A 20,271-nucleotide genomic window follows, 5' to 3' on the forward strand; every position below is an offset into this window, starting at 1 on the left:
GAGGGGGAGTAGGGCAGTAAGGCAGAATGGAGCGGCGCCGCGTCCTTGAACAATTCCTCGCCGCCCGACGCTGCTACTCGCCTACTCCCCTACTCACTCACTCCCCTCAGCCCCTATTCGATTCCCATCATCTTTCTCAGCGCCGCGCGGTCCGTGGTGCCCCCGGCGAAATCGTCGAAGGCCTTTTCCGTCACGTCGATGATGTGATGCGCGATGAAGGGCGCGCCCTCGGCCGCACCCTGCTCCGGATGCTTGAGGCAGCACTCCCATTCGAGCACCGCCCAGCTGTCGTAGTTGTAGCCGGTAAGCTTGGAGAAGATGCCTGAGAAATCGACCTGCCCGTCGCCGAGCGAGCGGAAGCGGCCGGCGCGGTCGACCCAACCCTGGTAGCCCGAATAGACGCCCTGCCGGCCGGTCGGATTGAATTCCGCATCCTTCACGTGGAAGGCCGAGATGCGCTCGTGGTAGATGTCGATGAAGGCCAGGTAGTCGAGCTGCTGAAGCACGAAGTGCGAGGGATCGTAGTTGATCGTGCAACGCTTGTGGCCGCCGAGCTTTTCCAGGAACATCTCGAAGGTCGCCCCGTCGAAGACGTCCTCGCCGGGATGGATCTCGTAGCCGACATCGACGCCGACATCCTCGTAGGCGTCGAGGATCGGCTTCCAGCGGCGAGCGAGTTCCGAGAACGCCTCGTCGATGAGCCCCTCGGGGCGTTGCGGCCAGGGATAGAGATAGGGGAAAGCCAGCGCGCCCGTGAAGGAGACGGAGACGTCGAGGCCGAGATTGCGAGACGCCTTCGCCGCCAGCATCATTTGCTCGACCGCCCATTGCTGGCGCGCCTTCGGATTGTTGTGGACCTCTGCCGGCGCGAAGCCGTCGAACTGGGCGTCGTAGGCCGGATGCACGGCGACGAGCTGGCCCTGCAGGTGGGTCGACAGCTCCGTTATCTCGACGCCCGCGTCGGCGCAGACGCCCTTCATCTCATCGCAGTAATCCTTCGATTCGGCCGCCTTCTTCAGGTCGAACAGCCGCCCGTCCCAGGTCGGAATCTGGACACCCTTGTAGCCGTGCCCCGCCGCCCATTTGGCTATCGACGGCAGCGAATTGAACGGCTCGGCATCGCCCGCGAACTGGGCGAGAAAGATCGCAGGTCCCTTGATCCGCGTCGGCATGGTGAAGCTCCTCCCTCCTCAATGCGCGGCCAGCCTATTGAAGCGGCCCGGCCTGCGCAACGAACATCAACTGCTCCTGCTCTGGTATTACCAAATCTGCCCTCGCGTCAAGGATGTGGATGGGATGAGGGTGGACAACCAACGTCGGCCATTTGCGCGTTTTTCCTTGTTCATCATGCCGTTAAGCTGGGTTCTCCAGGCCTCCGAGGCGATCCTTGCGGCGGAACGGAAACTGGGATACTTGTCGTCCCACGCCTCGTTTGGTCGAACCAGTTCATTCTTGTCGGTTTGTCATTGGAGGGAGGAGGACGTCTGCGGCGCCTGCCGCCGGCGGAGCATTCGAAAACGTTAGGGAGCGAGCAATGCATCTTTCGACACACAACTGGATGCGCGCCGAACCGCTGGAAACCACGCTCAGGCGGATCAAGAAGTTCGGCTACGAGTCGATCGAGATTTCGGGCGAACCGGAACAGTACAAGACGGCCGAGACGCGCGCGCTTCTGAAGGAGCACGGCATCCGCTGCTGGGGTTCCGTCACGCTGATGCTCGGCGAGCGCAACCTCGCCGCAAAGGATCAGGGCCAGCGCGAGCGTTCGGTGCAGTACGTCAAGGACGTGCTCACCATGGTCAGCGAACTGGACGGCGAGATTATCACGCTGGTCCCCGCGACTGTCGGCAAGGTGGTGCCGGACGGCACCGAGGAGGAGGAGTGGGGATGGGTGGTCGATGCCACCCGCGAATGCTTCAGCCACGCAAAGAAAGTCGGCGTCCGCGTCGCGGTCGAACCGCTGAACCGCTTCGAGACCTACCTCTTCAATCGTGGCGAACAGGCGCTGGCGCTGGCCGACGCGGTCTCGCCCGAATGCGGCGTGTGCCTCGATGCCTATCACATCCACATGGAGGAGTTCGACGTCGAGGAGGCCATCCGCAAGGCCGGCAAGCGGCTGTTCGACTTCCACGTCGCCGACAACAACCGCTTCGCCGCAGGACTCGGCACCATCGACTGGAAGAAGCTCGTGGGTATCCTCAAGGACATCGGATACGACGGAGCGCTGACCAACGAGTTCGTCGCCCCTGTCGACCGCACGCCCGCCAACCGCTACCCCGAGATGGTCGAGCGCAACCCGGTCGACATCTCGCCCGAACAGCTGAAGTTCATCCAGGACCACGGCTCCTCGGTGCTGACCGAAAAGTTCTACACCGACCAGATGCGCATCACGGCGGAAACGCTTCTGCCGCTGATGAAGTAACCGGCTCCAGCGAGATCCCGCCCCGCCCCTTGCGGGCGGCGGCGGAGAGGCTTCCCAGATGCGCATCAAAGACGTCCAGGCATGGTGGGTGCGAATACCCATCGAAACGGCGAAACAGCACCGCAGCGATTTTGGTCGCCTGACCACCTTCGATTCCGCCATCCTGCGCATCGAGACCGACGACGGGCTCGTCGGCTGGGGCGAAGGCAAGAACGCCGCCGGGAGCGCGGGCGAATATGCCGCCCTCGTGCATCTGCTGAACAACGAGGTCGGCCCGAAACTCATCGGCCGCGACGCCGGCGACATCACCGGAACCTGGGAGATGCTCTACAACGGCGCGCGCCACGAGAGCGCGGCGGCGGCCGGCCATGCGATGCCCGGACTGTCGCGGCGCGGCCTCACCGTGGCGGCGATCAGTGCCGTCGACATCGCGCTCTGGGACATTCTGGGAAAATCCCTCGGACAGCCGGTCTGGCAACTGCTCGGCGGGCGCAAGGCCGACAGGCTTCCGGCCTATGCCTCCGGCGGATGGGCCCCGGCCGACGCCATCGGCGACCAACTGAGGTCTTACATCTCCTCGGGCGGGTTCAAGGCGGTTAAGATGCGGGTCGGCGCCATGGACGGCGCACCCCACGTTTCGGCCACCCGGGTCAAGGCGGCACGCGAGGCGCTCGGCCCGGACGTCGAGATCATGGTGGACGCCCACGGCACCTACACGGTCGGCGACGCCAAGCGTTTCATGCACTTGGCGGAAGACTGCGACCTCGCATGGTTCGAGGAGCCGGTCATCGCCGACGACAAGCCGGGAATGGCGGAGGTGCGGGCAGCCTCGACCATCCCCATCGCGGCCGGCGAATCCGAGACCACGCGCTTCGCGTTCCGCGACCTCGCGGTCCACGGCGCCGTCGACATCTTCCAGCCCGATCCGGCCTTCTGCGGCGGCATCACGGAGGCGATGCGCATCGGCGCCATCGCCAGCGCGTTCAATCTGCGCTTCGCCCCACACCTTTGGGCCGGCGCGCCGTGTTTCTTCGCCGGGCTTCACATCTGCGCGGCCTCGCCGGCCAGCTTCATCATCGAATTCTCGCTCGGCGCAAACCCGATGATCCACGATCTGGTGGAGGAAGAGGTTGCGGCACGCGACGGGATGGTGGAAATACCGGATCGTCCGGGGCTCGGCTTCACGATATCTGAGAAGTTTCTGGAGGCTCACATACACCGGGCTTGACCATGAAAGAAAACAACCTGCTGCCGGATCTGGCGGCCTACCTCTATGCCTCGTCGAGTGCCGAGAGCCGGCGTACGCCCTCGGAGCGGGAACTCGCCGAGCATTTCGCCGTCAGCCGGGGGCAGATCCGCGAGGCGCTCGCCATCCTCGAAGCCATGCGCATCGTCGAGCGCCGCGCCAAGTCGGGCATCTTCCTCACCACCAAGCAGGCGAGCGTGGAGGCGATGGCGCTCTTCGCCAAGGCCGGCTTGCCGCTCGATCCGATCCAGATCTACGAATCGGTGGAACTGAGGAAGATCCACGAGATCAAGGCCGCCGAGCTCGCCTGCACGCGGGCGACGGAGGAGAACTTCGCAAGGCTGCGTGAAATCCTGAAGACGTCGGAGGACAGGCTCGCGGCCGGCGAAGGGCTCGCCCGCGAGGACCGCGATTTCCATCTCGAGATCGTACGCGCGACCAAGAACAGCGTCTTCTACAAGGTTTGCAGCGTCTACTACGTCATGGGCGAGCAGCGCCTCCCGATCTATTTCAACGAACCCGAGCGCGGCCGCAAATCGCATGCCGAGCACATCCAGATCTACGAGGCGCTGCTGCGCCGCGACGGCAACCTGGCGCAGGCGCTGATGAGCGCGCACCTGCAAGGCGCCGAGAGCTACTGGAAGGGCATCATAGACGGCTCCGCCCTCTCCGCCGCGCGGGCCCAGGACGACCTGACGGTCGCCGCGAAATGACCGGTCCGGCCAGCCCCCCGACGATCTTCTCCACCAACGACATCCACCCCCGGGCAGTCGAGCATCTCGCCTCGGCGGCCGAATTCGTGGTCGCAAGCAGCCCCACGCGCGAAGCGATACTCGCGGAGGCGGGCTCCGCAGATGTGATCATCGTGCGTGCGCCGCTGCCGCCGGAGCTTTTCGACGCCGCGCCGCGGCTGCGCGCCGCGGTTCGCCACGGCGCCGGGCTCGACATGATCCCGATCGAGGAGGCCACGCGCGCCGGCGTGCTGGTGGCCAACGTGCCGGCCGTCAACGCGCCGACGGTCGCCGAGCACGTCGTCATGGCGATCCTCGCCCTTTTGCGACGTTTCCGGATGGTCGACCGGGACCTGCGCGGAGACGGCTGGTTCGCGGGCCGCTCGCATGCGGATCACGGCCACGATCTCTCTGGCCGACGGCTCGGCATCGTCGGGATGGGAAATGTCGGCCGCGCGGTCCATCGCATGGCGCAAGGGTTCGGGCTTTCGGTGACGGCGACGACCCGCACCCCGGGTAATCTTCCCGATGGCGTGGCGTCGGCAGACCTCGAAACACTGCTCGAAACCAGCGACGTCGTCGTGCTCTGCTGCCCCCTCACCCCGCAGACCAGAGGCCTTATCTCGCGCGAGCGGATCGCGCGAATGAAACCCGGCGCGCTGCTCGTCAACGTCTCGCGAGGCGCGGTGGTGGACGAGGCCGCGCTCATCGAGACGCTGCGGAACGGTCATCTCGGCGGCGCGGCGCTCGACGTCTTCTCCGACCAGCCGCTCGATCCGCAAAGCCCGCTGTTCTCGTTCGACAACGTGATCCTGACGCCGCACATGGCCGGCATCACGGAGGAGAGCATGCAGCGCATGGGCGAAGGTGCCGCGCGCGAAGCGCTGCGCGTGCTGTCGGGCGAATTGCCGGAGAATTTGCGCAATCCGGAGGCTGTCGCACGCTACCGGGAACGCTTCCCGGCCGGTTGAACTCTCCGGTCGTCCGACCTTAACCGACCGCCAGGTTGCGCCCGCTCGCGCGGTCGAAGAGCACCACCTTGTCGGCGTCCCAGCCGAAGCGGACGACCTCTTCGATGCGCACCTGCTCGCGCGCCGGGACCGTCGCCTTCAGCGTCGTCTCGCCGGCGTGCAGCGTGAGGATCTTTTCCACGCCGTGGTCCTCGATGTCGTGGACGGTCGCCTCGCCCGGACCGCCGCTCTCGAGCCTGATGTCCTCGGGCCTGATGCCGAAGATCAGCGGCTTTCCCGCGCTGCCGTTCACCTGTCCGGAGACGCGGCCGCTGACGGGAAATGCCGTCCCCGAGGGTGCCATCACGGCCTGGCCGTCCGCGAGGTCGCCGTCCAGGAGATTCATGGGCGGAGAGCCGACAGCGCGCGCGACGAAGGTGTTGTGCGGCCGGTTGTAGATTTCGTGCGGCGTGCCGGTCTGCACCAGCCGCCCATTGTTCAGGACGCCAATCCGGTCGCCCATCGACATCGCCTCGATCTGGTCGTGCGTGACGAACAGGAAGGTCGCGCCGAGTTCCATCTGAAGGTTCTTCAGTTCGGTCCGCAGCGATTCGCGCAGCTTGGCGTCGAGTGCCGAGAGCGGTTCGTCCATCAGGAAGACGCGCGGCTTGCGCACGATGGCGCGACCGATCGAGACGCGCTGCATCTCGCCGCCCGACAGCCGGTCGGTCTTGCGGTCGAGCAGGTGCTGGATGCGCAGTGTCTTGGCGACACGCTCCACGCGCGACGCGATCTCGCCCGCCTCGACGCGTCGGATCTTGGACTTGAGCGGGAATTCCAGGTTCTCGCGCACGGTGTAGCGCGGGTAGAGCGAATACTGCTGCAGCACGAGCGCCACGTCGCGTTCGGCCGCGCCCCATTCGCCGACGTCGACGCCGTCGATCAGCACCGTGCCCTGCGTCGGCTTGTCCAGCCCCGCCACGATGCGCAGCGTGGTGGTCTTGCCGGCCCCCGTCTCGCCGAGAAGAACGAAGAACTGTCCGTCCTCGATCTCCAGATCCAGGTTCTTCAGCGCCGACTTGGCGCCGAAGACCTTCGTGATGTTCCTGAGTTCGATATGCGACATGGTCAGAGCCTGATTCCCAGCGACTTGCCGCTGCCGGTGTCGAAGAAGTGCGCTTGCGACGGGTCGATGCGGGCGTGCACGATCTCGCCGGCACGCGGGACGTATCCCGCGACCGTTCGAGCGCGCAGCATTCCCTCACCGACCTTGAGATCGACGATGTCATGCGACCCCAGCGGCTCGATGATGTGCGCCTCGACCGGGACGTAGCCAGCCTGCGGCTCGCGCGAAACGAGGACCCCTTCCGGGCGGATACCGAGCGACAGGCCGCCCGAGCCGTGGCCGTTCAGTTTGCCGAGCAGTTCCCGGGGAAACTCGAAGCCGGAATCGGCCGGATCATAGTGCACCCGAACTGCTCCTTCGCCCTCGGCGACGGTGGCTTCGGACACGTTCATGACCGGGCTTCCGACGAACTGGGCGACGAAGAGGTTCTCCGGGCGGGTGTAGACCTCGTCGGGTGTTCCGACCTGCTGCAGCACGCCCTCGTGCATGATGACGATGCGGTCCGCCAGGCTCATCGCCTCCACCTGGTCATGCGTGACGTATACGGTGGTGGAGCCCTGCTTCACGTGCAGGCGCTTGATCTCGGCGCGCATCTGCTCGCGCAGCTTGGCATCGAGCGCGCCGATCGGCTCGTCCATCAGCATCGCCTTCGGCTTGCGCACCAGCGCGCGGCCGATGGCGACGCGCTGCATGTCGCCGCCTGACAGCGCCGACGGCTTTCGCTCCAGGAGATCGGTGATGCGCAACACGCGCGCGACCTCGCGCACCGATGTGTCGATGTCGGCCCGGCTCATCCCCGTGGCCCGCAGCGGGAACGCGATGTTCTCGTAGACGGTCATGTGCGGGTAGAGCGAGAAGGACTGGAACACCATCGCGATGTCGCGGTCGGAGGCCTTCAGGTGCTGGACCGGCTTGCCGTCGATCAGGATGTCGCCCTCGTCGATCGTCTCCAAGCCGGCGATGGCGCGCAGCGTCGTGGTCTTGCCGCAGCCGGACTGGCCCAGCATGACGATGAACTCGTTGGCGGCGATCACCAGGTTCATGTCCTTGATGACCTGGACGCTGCCGAACCATTTCTGCACGCCGCGAAGCTCGATATGCGTCATGTGCGTGCCCTGGCCTTGCCGTCGTGATGGTCGGAGACATCGAACACGTCGTCCTCGACGTCTTCCTCGGTCCCGATGGAGCCGGGGCCGATATGCGAGGTGATGAGGAAGCAGACCAGTCCGACGAGGATGATCGTCACCCCGTAGCGATGCAGGAAGAAGTTCCACGGCTGGCACAACGCCACGATGCCGAAGATCATCAGCCACATCGAGCCGGGCTCGAGATAGCGCTGGTTCATCTCGCGAAAACTCATTTGCGGATCGCTCCGAAGCTCATGCCTCTCAGGAGGTGATTGCGCAGGAGGAAGGTGAAGATGGCCACCGGAATCAGGAACAGGAAGGTTCCGGCCGCGATCACCGTCCAGTCGGGAAGTCCCGACCCCACCTGGCTCGGAATGAAGGGCGGCGCGGTCTGCGCGTCGCGGCGCGTCATGATCAGCGCGAAGGCATATTCGTTCCACGCGATCAGGAAGCAGAACACCGCGGTAGCGGCGATGCCGGTCGCGGCTTCCGGAAGTACGATCTTGAAGAAGGCTTCCATGCGCGTGTAGCCGTCGACGAGCGCCGCCTCCTCGTATTCCTTCGGAATCTCGTCGATGAAACCCTTCATCAGCCAGACGGAGAAGGACAGGTTGAACGCGGTGTAGAGGATGATCAGCCCGAGATGCGTGTCGTTCAACCCGAACCAGCGGTACATCAGGAACATCGGGATCGCCACCACCACGGGCGGCAGCATGCGTGTCGACAGGATGAAGAACAGCCAGTCCTGTTCGCCCGCGACCTTGAAGCGCGAGAAGCCGTAGGCCGTCAGCGTGCCCATGCCGACCGCCAGAACGGTCGAACTGATCGCCACGATCAGCGAATTCATGAAGCGGCTGGGATAGCCGGAGAGCTGCACGTTGCCCTGGCCGTCACGCACGATCTTTTCGCCACCGTCGAAGACGAGGCGTTCCCACCACGGCGCTTCCGCATACTCCTCCGCCGTCGGCTGCTCGCGCAGCTGCGAGCGGCGCAGGAACAGCTTCACGAAGGGCGAGATCTCCGGCTCGAAGACGACCGTCGGCGGGATCGTCGTGGCGAGGTTGCGCGGCTTGAAGGCCGTCGCAGTGATCCAGTAGATCGGCGCCAGGAAAATGATCGTGATGACCAGGACGGCGACGACCGCCATCCGGTTGAGCGCGACCTCGGAGCTTGTCTTGACGGCAGCCACCTTAGCGCTCCTTCACCTTGTTCAGGTACTTGACGTAGATGTTGGTGATGCCGACCACCATGATGAGCATGATGTAGGCGAGCGCGCTGGACATGCCGGTCTGCCACTCCTGGAACGCCATCTTGTAGAGGCGGATCGAGATCAGCTCGGCGTTCGGCTGGCTGGTGAGGATGAAGGCGAGATCGAAAGTCTTGAACGCCTCCATGGTGCGGAAGATGATCGCGATCATCAGGATCGGCGCCACCAGCGGCAGCGTGATGCGGAAGAAGGTGTAGAAGGTCCCCGCGCGGTCGATCGCGGCGGCCTCGTAGAGGTGCTTCGGCACCGCCGACAGGCCGGCCAGCGACAGCAGCATCACGAAGGGCGACCACATCCAGATGTCGGTAATGGCCACCGCGTAGAGCGCCATGTCGGGATCGGACAGCCATTCGAAGCGGCCGAGCCCGAGCGCATAGTTGATGATGCCGAAGGACGGATCGTAGAGCAGCTTCCAGAACAGACCGACCACCGCCATCGACAACATCATCGGCAGCAGGAGAAGCGTCGTGATCAGTCCCTTGAAAGGTATGGTGCGGTTGAGCAGCATCGCCACGCCGAAGCCGACCACCACCTGGCCGGTCACCGAGACGATGACGTATTTCGCCGTGATGGCGAAGTTTGACCAGATGAACGGGTCGTTCAGCAGCGCCCGGTAGTTCGCCAGTCCGACGAAGTTTGCAGGCGCATTGGTCGAGGCGCGGAAATCCGTGAAGGAGTAGCCGAGCGAATAGAGCAGCGGAAAGATGTTGAAGACGATCAGGAACACGATCGTCGGAATGATGAAGGCATTGCGGATCGTCAGATCGCTCCATCCGCGGCGCGCTGCGCGCGATTGGGGATCCAGCGTTGTCATCGCCAAGGTGGCCAAACCCTGCTCCTCTCCAGAGTTCGAACGCGGAACCGGCCCGCGAAGAAAAAAACGGGGGCGGCAAGAGACCGCCCCCTGATGTCGGATGCCTACTGCTTGTAGCGGTCGTACTTCTCGAAAGTCGCCTTCCAGTCGGCGGCGAGCGCGTCCAGCGCCTCCTTGGCGGAGCCTTCGCCGGCCGTGACGTACGGATAGATCCGCTGGTTCATCTGGATCAGCAGTTCGGCGTATTCCGGCGTCGCCCAGAAGTCCTTCACCTTGAACATGGTCTCGTAGAAGGCCTTGTTATACGGTGTTGCATTCTGGAACTCGTCCGATTCCAGGACGGCCGCGCTTGCGGTGTACCCGCCGAGTTCGGCCCAGCGCTTCTGGGTCTCGTCCTTGATGAACCATTCCAGGAACTTCATCGCCTCTTCCTGATTCTCGGAATAGGAGATGACGGAAATGCCCTGCCCGCCGAGTGCAGCGAACTGCGCGCCGCCCGGACCGGCCGGATTGGCGAAGAAGCCGGTGCTCTTGGCGTTGGGGTTCGACGCCTCGTTCACCAGCGCGGGGAAGAAGGCGAAGTAGTTCATGCTCATCGCCGCCAGGTTCTCGGTGATCGCCTGGTTGTTCTCGACGAAGAAGGTCTTGGCCCATCCCGGAGGCGTGAAGCCGTAGAGCTCGCGATACATCTCGAGCGCCTTGACGTTCTCTTCCGAATTGATGATGCCGTCGACCTCGTAGGTCTCGTAGTTCCCCAGCTCACCGCCATAGGAGAAGATCGCGTTCTCGACGCCCATGACGAGGCCGTCATAGGAGTTGTCGGTGTAGATCGCGATGCCGTAGCGGTTCTCGTCGGGGCGGTGGAAGAACTCGGCGATGTCGCGCATCTCGGCCCAGGTCTTCGGCGGAGCGAGATCGTAGCCGTACTTGGCCTTGAACGCCTCCATCTCCTTGGGGTCCTCGAACCAGTCCTTGCGGTAGGACCAGCCCACCGCATCGCCCTCAGCGGGAATGGACCAGTACTTGCCGGAGTTGGACGGATACTCGGCGTAGTATTTCACCGTCGCCGGGGCCATGACTTCCCCCAGATTGTGCTTGGTGAAGAACTCGGTCAGATCGACATAGTGACCTGCTTCCGAGGCGGCGCCGAGCCACTGCGAATCGCCGACGACCATATCGTAGGCGGAGCCGCGGGCGTTCAGCTCGGTGAAGGTCTTGGTCTGGAAATCCTGCCATGGCGTCGTCTCGACCGTGACGCGGACGCCCGTCTCGGCTTCGTATTCGTTGACGAGTTCCTGCAGGTAGTTCGCGGGATCCCATTCGGCCCAGAAGATCGTAAGTTCCTGGGCGAATGCGGACGTCGAATAGGCAAGCGAAGCTGCTAAACCGGCCACCAAGCCGGCGACTTTAATGCGCATAATGTTTTCCTCCCATCTATGCACCTACCGTCGCGAAGTGCCTGCGCGACGCGCCGGCACGGGTAGTTCCTTGTAGCATCTGCGTCGGAAGGGGTTCTCCTCCGCCCCTCCATCCGCTCACTCGAGAGCCCTGCTCCCCGGCAGACAGATACCCATCTGGTATTACCAACCCACGGGACCGTCAAGACCCTTATCGGGAAGCGAGCTCCTTCACCGGCACCGCTCAACTCCCTCCTTTCATTACATTCAACCGATTTACCGTATTCGGCTAAAAGAGCATTTTCTTTTTGGGCGCCCGGCTGTGCGGGCACCAGTCTCCGTAACTGGTCTAACCAGATTCCGCGCCGCCCAACCCGGTTTCCAGGCCCGCCCGGTCCTTCAGGACAGAGCGCACCAGCGCGCCCGCAGCCCACAGCGCCACTGCCTGCGTGCGCTCCGCGTCGAGCCCCCAGATGTCCTTCAGCACCACCAGCGCCTCTACCCCGAAGACGAGGGAAAGCGCCTGCGCAAGCCGGCGAAACTCGTCCTTGGGGATCGTCCCGCGCAGCGGCCGCAAGGCATCCTCCAGGAGGTCGATGCGATGGCCGCGCGTGAACTGCGCCTCGTCACCCAGCGATCCCGATTGGCGCTTCGCCCACTGTTCCAGCGACAGCTTCAGCGCCGCCTTGAACGTGGCCTCGAAGTCGTCCATGCGCGGCAGCGAGGTGCGGAAGAGGTCTTCGACGCGAGCGCCGACGTCGGTGGCCGAACTCTCCCACTCCAGGATTGGCCCCAGCGCCTCGTCCACGACGGCGTGGACCAGGGCGGACTGGCTCGGGAAATAGCGATAGGCGGTCGCCCGCGAGACTTCCGCCGCTTCGGCGACTTCGCTGACCGAGGGCGTCACCCCCGACTGCATCAGCCGCGTGGCCGTCTCAAGCATCAGCCGACGGGTCCGCGCGCGGGGCCCGCGCTCCAGATCGCTTTCCTGATCGATCGATTGACGTGAGACATCCATGTCAATATGATACTCGCGTCTCACGGAAACGCAATGGCCGTTTCGCGCACCGCCACGGGAGGTTGCGGGCCGAAAGTGCGGCGGGAGGATTGATGAAACGCGTCTACGTGGTCGGCACCGCCGACACGAAGGGGGAAGAACTCGACTACCTCGCCGGCCTCATCGAGGCCGCGGGCGCCGTCGCAACGCGCGTCGACGTTGGAACGCGCGAAGCGAAAACCCGCGCGGACATCTCGCCCGACCAGATCGCCGCATTCCATCCGGAAGGCGCCGGCACCGTGCTCGGACTGGACGATCGCGGTCAGGCGGTCGCGGCCATGGGCAAGGCCTTCGCCGCCTTCATCCGGTCGCGCGACGACATTGCCGGCATCGTCGGCATCGGCGGCGGCGGCGGCACCTCCATCATCACCGCCGGGATGAGGGAACTCCCCTACGGCATCCCCAAGCTGATGGTCTCGACGCTCGCGTCCGGCGACACCGCGCCCTATGTCGACATTTCCGACATCGTCATGATGCCATCGGTGACCGACCTTGCCGGTCTCAACGGCCTGAGCCGCGTCATCCTCCACAACGCCGCGCAGGCGATCGCCGGGATGGCGCTGAAGCCGGCGGAGGTTGCGGGCGGAAAGCCTTCCCTCGGGCTGACGATGTTCGGCGTCACCACCACCTGCGTCATGGCGCTCTCCGACATCCTGCGCGACCGCTACGACTGCATGGTCTTCCACGCCACCGGCACCGGCGGTCGGACGATGGAAAAGCTCGCCGACAGCGGCATGCTGTCCGGCATCCTCGACATCACCACCACCGAGGTCTGCGACCTGCTCTTCAGCGGCGTTCTGCCGGCGACCGAGGACCGCTTCGGGGCGGTCGCTCGCACGAAGCTGCCCTATGTCGGCTCCGTCGGCGCGCTCGACATGGTGAACTTCTGGGCGGTCGACACGGTGCCGGAGAAATTCCGGGACCGGAACCTCTACCGCCATAATCCGAACGTCACGCTGATGCGGACCACCGCGGACGAGTGCCGCGCCATCGGCACGTGGATCGCGGAGAGGCTGAACGCCTGTTCCGGACCGGTGCGTTTCCTCATCCCCGAGAAGGGCGTCTCGGCGCTCGACATCGAGGGTGGCGCCTTCTTCGATCCGGAGGCCGACGCGGCGCTCTTCGAGGCGATCGAAGGGACGCTCGACCAGACCCCGGAGCGGCGGCTCGTCCGGTTGCCCCTCCATATCAACGATCCGGCCTTCGCCCGTGCCGCGGCCGACGCCTTCCTTGAAATCGCACGACGCTGAGGAGCCCATGGCCGGCATTCCACGCAAGACGATCCTCGAAAAGTTCCGCGGCATGATCGCCGAAGGCCGTCCCATCGTCGGCGGCGGCGCAGGCACCGGCCTGTCGGCCAAGTCGGAAGAAGCCGGCGGCATCGACCTGATCATCATCTACAATTCCGGCCGCTACCGCATGGCGGGCCGCGGCTCGGCGGCGGGGCTGCTCGCCTACGGAAACGCCAACGAGATCGTCAAGGAGATGGCGGTCGAGGTGCTGCCGGTGGTGAAGAACACGCCAGTGCTGGCCGGGGTCAACGGCACCGATCCCTTCGTCCTGATGCCGCGCGTCCTGGCGGAGCTGAAGGATATGGGCTTTTCCGGAGTGCAGAACTTTCCCACCATCGGCCTCTTCGACGGCACCATGCGCCAGAGTTTCGAGGAGACCGGCATGGGCTATTCGCTCGAGGTCGACATGATCGCCGCCGCGCATGAACTCGACCTGCTCACCACGCCCTACGTGTTCAACCCGGAAGAGGCCGTGGCGATGACGCGCGCCGGCGCCGACATCATCGTGGCCCACATGGGCGTCACGACCGGCGGCTCGATCGGCGCGACCTCGGCCAAGACGCTCGACCAGTGCGTGACCGAGATCGACGCCATCGCGGACGCGGCGATGGGTGAGCGCGACGACGTCATCGTGCTTTGCCACGGCGGCCCGATCAGCATGCCGTCCGATGCACGGCACGTGCTTGCCAACTGCCGAATTTGCCACGGTTTCTTTGGCGCAAGCTCCATGGAGCGCCTACCAGCCGAGAAGGCGATCCGCGAGCAGACTGCCGAATTCAAGAACCTGCCGCTGCGCAGGGTCTGATCCATCAAACGGGAGGAAAGCCGATGAGCGGCGACCGGAAAATGTTCGTCTATCCGAAGAACGTCGACACCTTCGCCTTCGACTGGGGCCGTCTGGCGCTCACCGTCGCGCCGGAAGTGAACGGCGCACAGCGCTTTTCCGGTGGCGTCGTCGACCTGCCGAGCGGTCAGGGCCACACGCGCCACAACCATCCCGGCGCCGAGGAGATCATCTTCGTGATTTCGGGGCGCGGCGAACAGATGGTTGAGGACGAGAACGGCAATCCGATCACGCAGGAAGTCGGGCCGGGCTGCACGATCTACGTGCCCGAAAGCCGCTTCCACTCGACCCTCAACACCGGTTCTGAGCCGATGCAGCTTTTCGTGGTCTATTCGCCGGCCGGCCCGGAGCTCGCCCTGCGCGAACTGCCGGACTTCAAGCTAGTGAAGGCGGAAGGCTAAGCCGTCCCGCCCCGGTTCCAGCCCCGCCCGCGATCGCCGAACATTTCGTAGCCGGTTTCGGTGATCGCCAGCGTGTCTTCCAGCTTGATGAAGCCGCGTTTCGGGTGAAGCATGGTGGTTTCGACCGAGATCACCATGCCCGCCTCCAGCGGTCGCTCCGCATCGACCCCGTCGTAGGTTACCGGGTGGTTGGTCATCAGGAAGGGCGCTTCGTGGGTGATCAGCCCCATGCCGTGCGCGAAGAAGTCGGTGTAGCCTGCCACGGGCGATGATTTCAGCGCGCTCTGCCCGGCTTCGATCAGCTCGCCGCCCGGCGCGCCGGCCTTCACTTTCGCGAATGCCGCCTGCTGCACGGCGTCCACCTGTCCGAGCAAATCCTCCAGTTCGGCATCCGGCTCGCCCAGGATGCCCATGCGGCAGAGATCACCGATATAGCCCTGGTGGTTGCCGCCCGAATCGATCGACAGCACCTCTCCCGGCTTCCACGCCTGGTCCGACGCGGCACGATTGTGGCTGGAGCCGAGCGTCAGCAGGCAGTATTCGAACTGCAGCCCGCGCTTCGTCTCCTCCTGCCGCAGCCGCTCGATGATCTCGCTCTTGGTCGATCCCTCGCGCGCCGCGGCGACGGTCGCCTGCATGGAATCCGTGATCATCTCTGAGGCGTGCCTGAGCTTCTTCAGTTCGCCCGACGTCTTCACCGCGCGCATGCGTTCCATCATGCCCGTCGCGCCGACCATGGTAGCATCCGGCAGGCCGTCGACGATGATCCGGTAGGCATCGACCGGCATGAAGGCCGGCTCGAAGCCGATCCGCATATTGTGTAGCCCGAGCTTCCGGACGTGCTCCACCGCGAGCCGCGCCGCCTCATGCGACGTCCATGTCGCGGCCTGCACCGACGGCGTCCAAAACGGGTGGTTCTCGTGCTCGCCGCCTTCCATGCGGTTGCCGATGAAGGTCGAACGCTCAGGCCGCCCCTTCTCGTAAGCCACGACCGGCAGGTAGCGGCTGTGGCCAATGGCATCCATCGCCGAGAAGAAGATGAACCTGTAGCCGCCGAGCAGGTACTGCGTGTTGTGCTTGGATGTCGCGAGCAGGACGTCGATGCCGGCCTCCTCCATCAGCCGGTCCAGCTTGGCCGTGTCGAACGGCACGTCCCGTGCCATTCCAGGTTGGTGGATGGTCATCTGAAGGTCCTCCCCGCAGCAATATCGCTATCTGGTCCGACCAGTTTCGCACGATTTTCCGGCGGTCGTCTAGGGAGCAGGCAGCGCCCGGAAGCGGTCTCAGAACCGATTCTTACGCGTCATTCGGAGATGAGCGATCCGATCCGTCGGGTCATCGCCGAGACCAGCTCCGGGTTCCCGTGCGACTCCACGTTCAGCCGTAAGAGGGGCTCGGTGTTCGAGCCGCGCAGGTTGAAGCGCCACTCCTCGAAGGCCATGCTCAGCCCATCGAGATGGATGACCTCCGGCCCGTCCGCGGCGAAGGCGTCGGCGACCCTTGCGATCGCCGCGGACGTATCGGCGACGCGGAAATTGATCTCACCGGAGCACGGGAAAGCGGCAATCCTCTCCTCCACGAGATCAGCCAGGCTGCGGCCGGTCTGCGAGAGTTCGACCAGGATCATCAGCCAGGGCAGCATGCCGGTGTCGCAGCAGCTGAACTCGCGGAAATAGTGGTGGGCGCTCATCTCGCCGCCATAGATCGCGTTCTCGCGCCGCATCGCCTGCTTGAAATAGGCATGGCCGGTCTTGCACATGACCGGCCTGCCGCCGGCGGCCCGGACCAGGTCCTCCGTGTTCCAGGTGAGCCGCGGGTCGTAGAGGATCGTTCCGCCGGGCTCCGACCGCAGCATGGTCTGGGCGATCAGCCCGACCAGATAGTAGCCTTCGACGAAATTCCCCCGGTGGTCGTAGAAGAAACAGCGGTCGAAATCGCCGTCCCACGCGATTCCCAGATCGGCGCCGTTCTCGATCACCGCCGCGCGCGCCTTCGCCCGCTTCTCCGGCAGGAGGGGATTGGGGATGCCGTTGGGCAGCGCGGGATCGGGATCGTGGTCGATCTTGATCCACTCCACCGGCAGCGCGTCCTCGAGCAGGTCGATGATCGTCCCCGCGCAGCCGTTCCCGGCATGGCAGACAACCTTCATCGGCTTCAGCCGGACACCGCGCACCTGGCTCAGCAACCGGTCGATATAGGGTCCCTTCTCCAGCCGCGTCCGCAGCCGCCCGCGCTCGGCGAAGCTCGCGACGGGCGAAAACTCCGCGCCGCCGTAGACGGCAGCTTCGAGCTCGGCCAGCCCGTTCTCGCGGGTGATAGCCTCGGCATGCTTCAGGATCAGCTTGATGCCGTTGTAGTCTTCCGGATTGTGGCTGGCCGTGACCATCATGCCGAGATCGGCGCCGTGATGGTCGGTGTTGAAATAGACCTCTTCCGTGCCGCAGAGCCCGAGTGGCAGGACGGTGACGCCGCTGTCGAGAAATCCTTCCGAAAGCGCCTGCGCGAAGGCCGGGCTGTCCTGACGCATGTCGTGGCCAACGACGACCGTCTTCGGTGCGAGCACCGAGGCCGCGGCCTGCGCGATACGGTAGACCAACGGCGCGTTGAGTTCGGCCGGGATCCGCCCGCGGATGTCGTACGCCTTGAACGCGGAAGTGGTCATCTTCGGCCTGAGTTCCGATTCCAGATTGCCTGACAGGCCCGGCAAGGCGATTATCACCCACCGGCGCGGCCATCTTCGCGGATGAAGCTTAAGAAAACCCCGCCGGGAGAGCGGTTCAGATGTCCTTGATCAGGCGCAATGCGTCGTAGATCGCCGCATGCGTGTTGCGCGCCGAGACAGCGTCGCCGATACGGAAGAGCTGGAAGCCGCCATCGGGATTGCGCACCACCGACTGCGGCACGCCCGTGATCAGTTCGTCGTGCGAGACCTCGCCGAGATTGGTCGAGAACGGCTTCAGCTCGAAATATAGCTCGTCCAGCGGGATGGTGCCGTGGTTGACCACGACCTGATCGTAGGTTTGCTGCCGGGACACGCCGCCATAGTCGCTGCCGATCGTCGCGATCAGCTGGTTGCCGCTGCGTTCGACGGCCTCCAATCGGTACGTGACGGTGAAGGTGACGTCGCGCTTCTGCAGCGAGCGCATGTAGGGCACGAGGTTCATGCCCATGACCTCGGGCGAAAAAGTCCGGTCGGGCGTCATGACCTCGACCCTTGCGCCGCTGCCGGCCAGCACCTCGGCCGCCTGCAGGGCGGCATGATCGCCCGCGTCGTCGAACACCAGCACGTTGCTGCCCGGCCTGACGTCGCCCGAGATGATGTCCCAGGAGGAGACAACGAGATCGTTGCCCTGCGAGAGCATCTCGGTGTGCGGCAGCCCGCCCGTCGCGACGATCACGACATCGGGCCCTTCGGCCCGGACGGCGTCCGCTTCGGCCCAGTTGTTGAAGCGGAAGGCGACGCCGAGCCTTTGGCATTGCGCCATGCGCCAGTCGATGATGCCGATCATCTCCTTGCGGCGCGGGCTGAGCGACGTCAGCCGGATCTGCCCGCCCGGATCGCCCGCGGCTTCGAAGACGACGACCTCGTGGCCGCGCTCTCCCGCGACCCGCGCCGCCTCCAGCCCGCCGGGACCGGCCCCGACGATCACCACGTTCCGGCGCTTGTCCGCCTTGGGGATGACGTGCGGCATGGTAAGTTCCCGGCCGGTCGCCGCATTGTGGATGCAGTAGGCGGCACCGCCCTGGTAGATGCGGTCCAGGCAGTAGTTGGCGCCGACGCAGGGGCGGATCTCCTCCTCTCGCCCTTCCATCAGCTTCCGGACGATGTGCGGGTCGGTCATGTGGGCGCGGGTCATGCCCACCATGTCGAGCTTGCCCGAGGCGATCGCATGCCGCGCGGTCGCGACGTCGGGAATGCGCGCCGCGTGGAAGGTCGGAAAATCCGTGACGGTGCGGATCTCGCCCGCGAAATCCAGATGCGGCGAGGCGGCCATGCCCTGGATCGGAATGACGTCGGTCAGCGCTGCATCGGTTTCGATGTGGCCTCGGATGACGTTCAGGAAATCGACCAGGCCGCTTTCCTTGAGGCGCCGGGAGATCTCGAGACCGTCTCCCTTCGTGAGCCCGCCTTCCAGCATCTCGTCTCCCGTGTAGCGGATGCCGACGATGAAATCGGGGCCGACGCGTTCGCGGATCGCGGTCAGCACGTCGAAGGCGAAGCGCAGCCGGTTGTCGAGCGTCCCGCCATAGGGACCGTCGAGATCGTTGGTCAGCGGCGACCAGAACTGGTCCATCAGGTGCCCGTAGGCTTCCAGTTCGATGCCGTCCATGCCGCCGGCCTTCATGCGTTCGGCGGCGTCGGCATAGTCCCTGACGATGCGCTCGATGTCCCAGTCCTCAAGCTTCTTCGGAAAAGCCCGGTGCGCCGGCTCGCGCCGGTGCGAGGGCGAGACGACCGGCAGCCAGTATCCCTTGTCCCAGCGGGTACGGCGGCCGAGATGGGTGAGCTGGATCATCACCGCCGCGCCCTGCTCGTGCACGGCGTCCGTCAGGTCCTTCACCCACGGCACCACCTCGTCCTTGTAGACAAGGATGTTGTTGAAGGCCGGCGGGCTGTCCTTCGAGACAGCGGCCGAGCCCGCCGTCATGGTCAGCGCGATGCCGCCCCTGGCGCGTTCCACATGGTAGGCGCGGTAGCGCTCCTTCGGCATCCCGTCCTCGGGATACGCCGGCTCGTGCGAGGTCGTGAGAATGCGGTTTCGAAGCGTCAGGTGCTTGAGCTGGAAAGGCTGCAGGAGTGGATCATTCGCCATGCGCCGGGCTCCGTTCGGACCGTTCGCATCAGGCTAGCGGTAGATGTACATGAGTGTCAATATTGTCGACATCGATGAACCTCCAATTGACACTTATGCCCATTTCCGCATAGGAATGGCGCGATGGAGCAGGTGCTGAACGAGAGCGGCTGGCGCGGTTCTCCCGATCTCTGGCTGGAGGCGGCCTACGACGCCTTGCTGGAGTCCGGGGTCGACGCGGTCAAGATCATGCCGCTGGCCCGGAAGCTCAACCTCTCGCGGACCAGCTTCTATTGGTTCTTCAGGGATCGCGAGGAGCTGCTGGCGGCGCTAGTGGCGCGCTGGCGCGAGAAGAACACCGGCAATCTGATCGGCCGAACCGAGGCCTATGCCGAGACGATCGCCGAGGCGATGCTCAACGTCTCCGACTGCTGGCTGGATCGCGGCCTCTTCGATTCTCAGTTCGAGTTCGCCGTCAGGAGTTGGGCGCTCCAGTCGCCCGAGACGCTTGCCGAGATCCGCAAGGCCGACCAGCAGCGCATCGAGGCGCTGACTAGGATGTTCGTCCGCTTCGGCGAGCAGGAGGCCGGCGCCGACGTTAGGGCGCGCACGGTCTATCTGGTGCAGATCGGCTACATCTCCATGCAGACGATTGAAGACATCGGGGTGCGCATGAAGCGGATTCCGCAGTACGTCGAGATCTTCACCGGGCAGGCACCCGAACAGAGAGAGCTCGACCGCTTCTACGCGCGGCACGGCTATTCGGAATGACGGCGAGACTGATGTAGGCGACCCACTAAGGAG

19 protein-coding genes are annotated in these 20,271 nt (G+C 64.8%); 8 read left to right on the forward strand and 11 right to left on the reverse strand.

Features of this window, described 5'->3' with window-relative positions; all coding sequences use genetic code 11:
• Positions 1–113: 113 nt before the first annotated feature.
• On the reverse strand, positions 114–1,172 hold the full coding sequence (locus BSQ44_RS01055; protein WP_072601538.1) for a sugar phosphate isomerase/epimerase family protein: 1,059 nt from the start codon (positions 1,170–1,172) through the stop codon (positions 114–116).
• Positions 1,173–1,534: 362 nt separating this feature from the next.
• Between BSQ44_RS01055 and BSQ44_RS01065 the strand changes: the two genes are divergently transcribed.
• From BSQ44_RS01065 to BSQ44_RS01080, 4 genes are read left to right on the forward strand one after another with little or no spacing between them, the layout of a single operon-like run.
• Complete coding sequence (locus BSQ44_RS01065) at positions 1,535–2,422, forward strand: sugar phosphate isomerase/epimerase family protein (protein ID WP_072601540.1); 888 nt, start codon at positions 1,535–1,537, stop codon at positions 2,420–2,422.
• Positions 2,423–2,480: 58 nt separating this feature from the next.
• Positions 2,481–3,650 carry a mandelate racemase/muconate lactonizing enzyme family protein gene (locus BSQ44_RS01070; protein WP_072601541.1) on the forward strand — a complete coding sequence of 390 codons (1,170 nt, stop codon included), beginning with the start codon at positions 2,481–2,483 and terminating at the stop codon, positions 3,648–3,650.
• A gap of 2 nt (positions 3,651–3,652) precedes the next feature.
• On the forward strand, positions 3,653–4,381 hold the full coding sequence (locus BSQ44_RS01075) for a FadR/GntR family transcriptional regulator (RefSeq protein ID WP_072601542.1): 729 nt from the start codon (positions 3,653–3,655) through the stop codon (positions 4,379–4,381).
• Positions 4,378–5,370: a hydroxyacid dehydrogenase gene (locus BSQ44_RS01080; protein ID WP_072601543.1), complete on the forward strand. Its 993-nt coding sequence runs from the start codon at positions 4,378–4,380 to the stop codon at positions 5,368–5,370. Before BSQ44_RS01075 ends, BSQ44_RS01080 begins: the two co-directional genes overlap by 4 nt.
• A 19-nt stretch (positions 5,371–5,389) precedes the next feature.
• Here BSQ44_RS01080 and BSQ44_RS01085 read toward each other — a convergent pair whose 3' ends face one another.
• The 7 genes from BSQ44_RS01085 to BSQ44_RS01115 form a co-directional block, all read right to left on the reverse strand.
• Positions 5,390–6,475, reverse strand: a complete 1,086-nt coding sequence (locus tag BSQ44_RS01085; protein WP_072601544.1) for an ABC transporter ATP-binding protein — start codon at positions 6,473–6,475, stop codon at positions 5,390–5,392.
• Between the two features lie 2 nt (positions 6,476–6,477).
• Positions 6,478–7,581, reverse strand: a complete 1,104-nt coding sequence (locus tag BSQ44_RS01090; RefSeq protein ID WP_072601545.1) for an ABC transporter ATP-binding protein — start codon at positions 7,579–7,581, stop codon at positions 6,478–6,480.
• Positions 7,578–7,835, reverse strand: coding sequence for a hypothetical protein (locus BSQ44_RS01095; RefSeq protein WP_072601546.1), 258 nt, complete (start codon positions 7,833–7,835; stop codon positions 7,578–7,580). The genes BSQ44_RS01090 and BSQ44_RS01095 overlap by 4 nt, the downstream gene beginning before the upstream one ends.
• Entirely contained in the window at positions 7,832–8,791 is a 960-nt protein-coding gene (locus BSQ44_RS01100) for a carbohydrate ABC transporter permease (RefSeq protein WP_083534317.1), read from the reverse strand. Before BSQ44_RS01100 ends, BSQ44_RS01095 begins: the two co-directional genes overlap by 4 nt.
• Position 8,792: 1 nt before the next feature.
• Complete coding sequence (locus BSQ44_RS01105) at positions 8,793–9,698, reverse strand: carbohydrate ABC transporter permease (RefSeq protein ID WP_072601547.1); 906 nt, start codon at positions 9,696–9,698, stop codon at positions 8,793–8,795.
• 89 nt (positions 9,699–9,787) lie between these two features.
• Positions 9,788–11,101: an ABC transporter substrate-binding protein gene (locus BSQ44_RS01110; RefSeq protein WP_072601548.1), complete on the reverse strand. Its 1,314-nt coding sequence runs from the start codon at positions 11,099–11,101 to the stop codon at positions 9,788–9,790.
• A gap of 328 nt (positions 11,102–11,429) precedes the next feature.
• Positions 11,430–12,098: a TetR/AcrR family transcriptional regulator gene (locus BSQ44_RS01115; RefSeq protein ID WP_072601549.1), complete on the reverse strand. Its 669-nt coding sequence runs from the start codon at positions 12,096–12,098 to the stop codon at positions 11,430–11,432.
• Positions 12,099–12,190: 92 nt separating this feature from the next.
• Between BSQ44_RS01115 and BSQ44_RS01120 the strand changes: the two genes are divergently transcribed.
• From BSQ44_RS01120 to BSQ44_RS01130, 3 genes are read left to right on the forward strand one after another with little or no spacing between them, the layout of a single operon-like run.
• Positions 12,191–13,387, forward strand: a complete 1,197-nt coding sequence (locus BSQ44_RS01120; RefSeq protein WP_072601550.1) for a Tm-1-like ATP-binding domain-containing protein — start codon at positions 12,191–12,193, stop codon at positions 13,385–13,387.
• A gap of 7 nt (positions 13,388–13,394) precedes the next feature.
• Positions 13,395–14,234: a phosphoenolpyruvate hydrolase family protein gene (locus BSQ44_RS01125; protein WP_072601551.1), complete on the forward strand. Its 840-nt coding sequence runs from the start codon at positions 13,395–13,397 to the stop codon at positions 14,232–14,234.
• A 23-nt stretch (positions 14,235–14,257) separates the two neighbouring features.
• Entirely contained in the window at positions 14,258–14,674 is a 417-nt protein-coding gene (locus tag BSQ44_RS01130; protein ID WP_072601552.1) for a cupin domain-containing protein, read from the forward strand.
• Here the strand turns inward: BSQ44_RS01130 and BSQ44_RS01135 are convergent.
• From BSQ44_RS01135 to BSQ44_RS01145, 3 genes are all read right to left on the reverse strand, one after another.
• Positions 14,671–15,858, reverse strand: a complete 1,188-nt coding sequence (locus tag BSQ44_RS01135; protein ID WP_072601553.1) for a M24 family metallopeptidase — start codon at positions 15,856–15,858, stop codon at positions 14,671–14,673. The two genes, BSQ44_RS01130 and BSQ44_RS01135, sit on opposite strands and share 4 nt — an antisense overlap.
• 119 nt (positions 15,859–15,977) lie before the next feature.
• A complete protein-coding gene (locus BSQ44_RS01140; protein ID WP_072607781.1) occupies positions 15,978–17,336 on the reverse strand; it encodes a phosphohexomutase domain-containing protein in 1,359 nt (452 codons plus the stop codon).
• A 115-nt stretch (positions 17,337–17,451) separates the two neighbouring features.
• Positions 17,452–19,488: an NADH:flavin oxidoreductase gene (locus BSQ44_RS01145; RefSeq protein ID WP_072601554.1), complete on the reverse strand. Its 2,037-nt coding sequence runs from the start codon at positions 19,486–19,488 to the stop codon at positions 17,452–17,454.
• A gap of 123 nt (positions 19,489–19,611) precedes the next feature.
• Here BSQ44_RS01145 and BSQ44_RS01150 point away from each other — a divergent pair, with 123 nt between their 5' ends.
• Positions 19,612–20,238, forward strand: a complete 627-nt coding sequence (locus BSQ44_RS01150) for a TetR/AcrR family transcriptional regulator (protein WP_072601555.1) — start codon at positions 19,612–19,614, stop codon at positions 20,236–20,238.
• The last annotated feature ends 33 nt before the right edge of the window (positions 20,239–20,271 follow it).

Origin of the sequence: Aquibium oceanicum (assembly GCF_001889605.1) — a bacterium.
GTDB lineage: Bacteria > Pseudomonadota > Alphaproteobacteria > Rhizobiales > Rhizobiaceae > Aquibium > Aquibium oceanicum.

What these genes read in the sequence shown, in the direction of transcription:
- BSQ44_RS01125 (WP_072601551.1), top strand. Translation starts at nt 13,395, where the DNA reads ATGGCCGGCATTCCACGCAAGACGATCCTCGAAAAGTTCCGCGGCATG.
- BSQ44_RS01085 (WP_072601544.1), bottom strand. Translation starts at nt 6,475, where the DNA reads ATGTCGCATATCGAACTCAGGAACATCACGAAGGTCTTCGGCGCCAAG.
- BSQ44_RS01140 (WP_072607781.1), bottom strand. Translation starts at nt 17,336, where the DNA reads ATGACCACTTCCGCGTTCAAGGCGTACGACATCCGCGGGCGGATCCCG.
- BSQ44_RS01120 (WP_072601550.1), top strand. Translation starts at nt 12,191, where the DNA reads ATGAAACGCGTCTACGTGGTCGGCACCGCCGACACGAAGGGGGAAGAA.
- BSQ44_RS01150 (WP_072601555.1), top strand. Translation starts at nt 19,612, where the DNA reads ATGGAGCAGGTGCTGAACGAGAGCGGCTGGCGCGGTTCTCCCGATCTC.
- BSQ44_RS01130 (WP_072601552.1), top strand. Translation starts at nt 14,258, where the DNA reads ATGAGCGGCGACCGGAAAATGTTCGTCTATCCGAAGAACGTCGACACC.
- BSQ44_RS01075 (WP_072601542.1), top strand. Translation starts at nt 3,653, where the DNA reads ATGAAAGAAAACAACCTGCTGCCGGATCTGGCGGCCTACCTCTATGCC.
- BSQ44_RS01055 (WP_072601538.1), bottom strand. Translation starts at nt 1,172, where the DNA reads ATGCCGACGCGGATCAAGGGACCTGCGATCTTTCTCGCCCAGTTCGCG.
- BSQ44_RS01135 (WP_072601553.1), bottom strand. Translation starts at nt 15,858, where the DNA reads ATGACCATCCACCAACCTGGAATGGCACGGGACGTGCCGTTCGACACG.
- BSQ44_RS01065 (WP_072601540.1), top strand. Translation starts at nt 1,535, where the DNA reads ATGCATCTTTCGACACACAACTGGATGCGCGCCGAACCGCTGGAAACC.
- BSQ44_RS01080 (WP_072601543.1), top strand. Translation starts at nt 4,378, where the DNA reads ATGACCGGTCCGGCCAGCCCCCCGACGATCTTCTCCACCAACGACATC.
- BSQ44_RS01095 (WP_072601546.1), bottom strand. Translation starts at nt 7,835, where the DNA reads ATGAGTTTTCGCGAGATGAACCAGCGCTATCTCGAGCCCGGCTCGATG.
- BSQ44_RS01110 (WP_072601548.1), bottom strand. Translation starts at nt 11,101, where the DNA reads ATGCGCATTAAAGTCGCCGGCTTGGTGGCCGGTTTAGCAGCTTCGCTT.
- BSQ44_RS01145 (WP_072601554.1), bottom strand. Translation starts at nt 19,488, where the DNA reads ATGGCGAATGATCCACTCCTGCAGCCTTTCCAGCTCAAGCACCTGACG.
- BSQ44_RS01070 (WP_072601541.1), top strand. Translation starts at nt 2,481, where the DNA reads ATGCGCATCAAAGACGTCCAGGCATGGTGGGTGCGAATACCCATCGAA.
- BSQ44_RS01090 (WP_072601545.1), bottom strand. Translation starts at nt 7,581, where the DNA reads ATGACGCATATCGAGCTTCGCGGCGTGCAGAAATGGTTCGGCAGCGTC.
- BSQ44_RS01115 (WP_072601549.1), bottom strand. Translation starts at nt 12,098, where the DNA reads ATGGATGTCTCACGTCAATCGATCGATCAGGAAAGCGATCTGGAGCGC.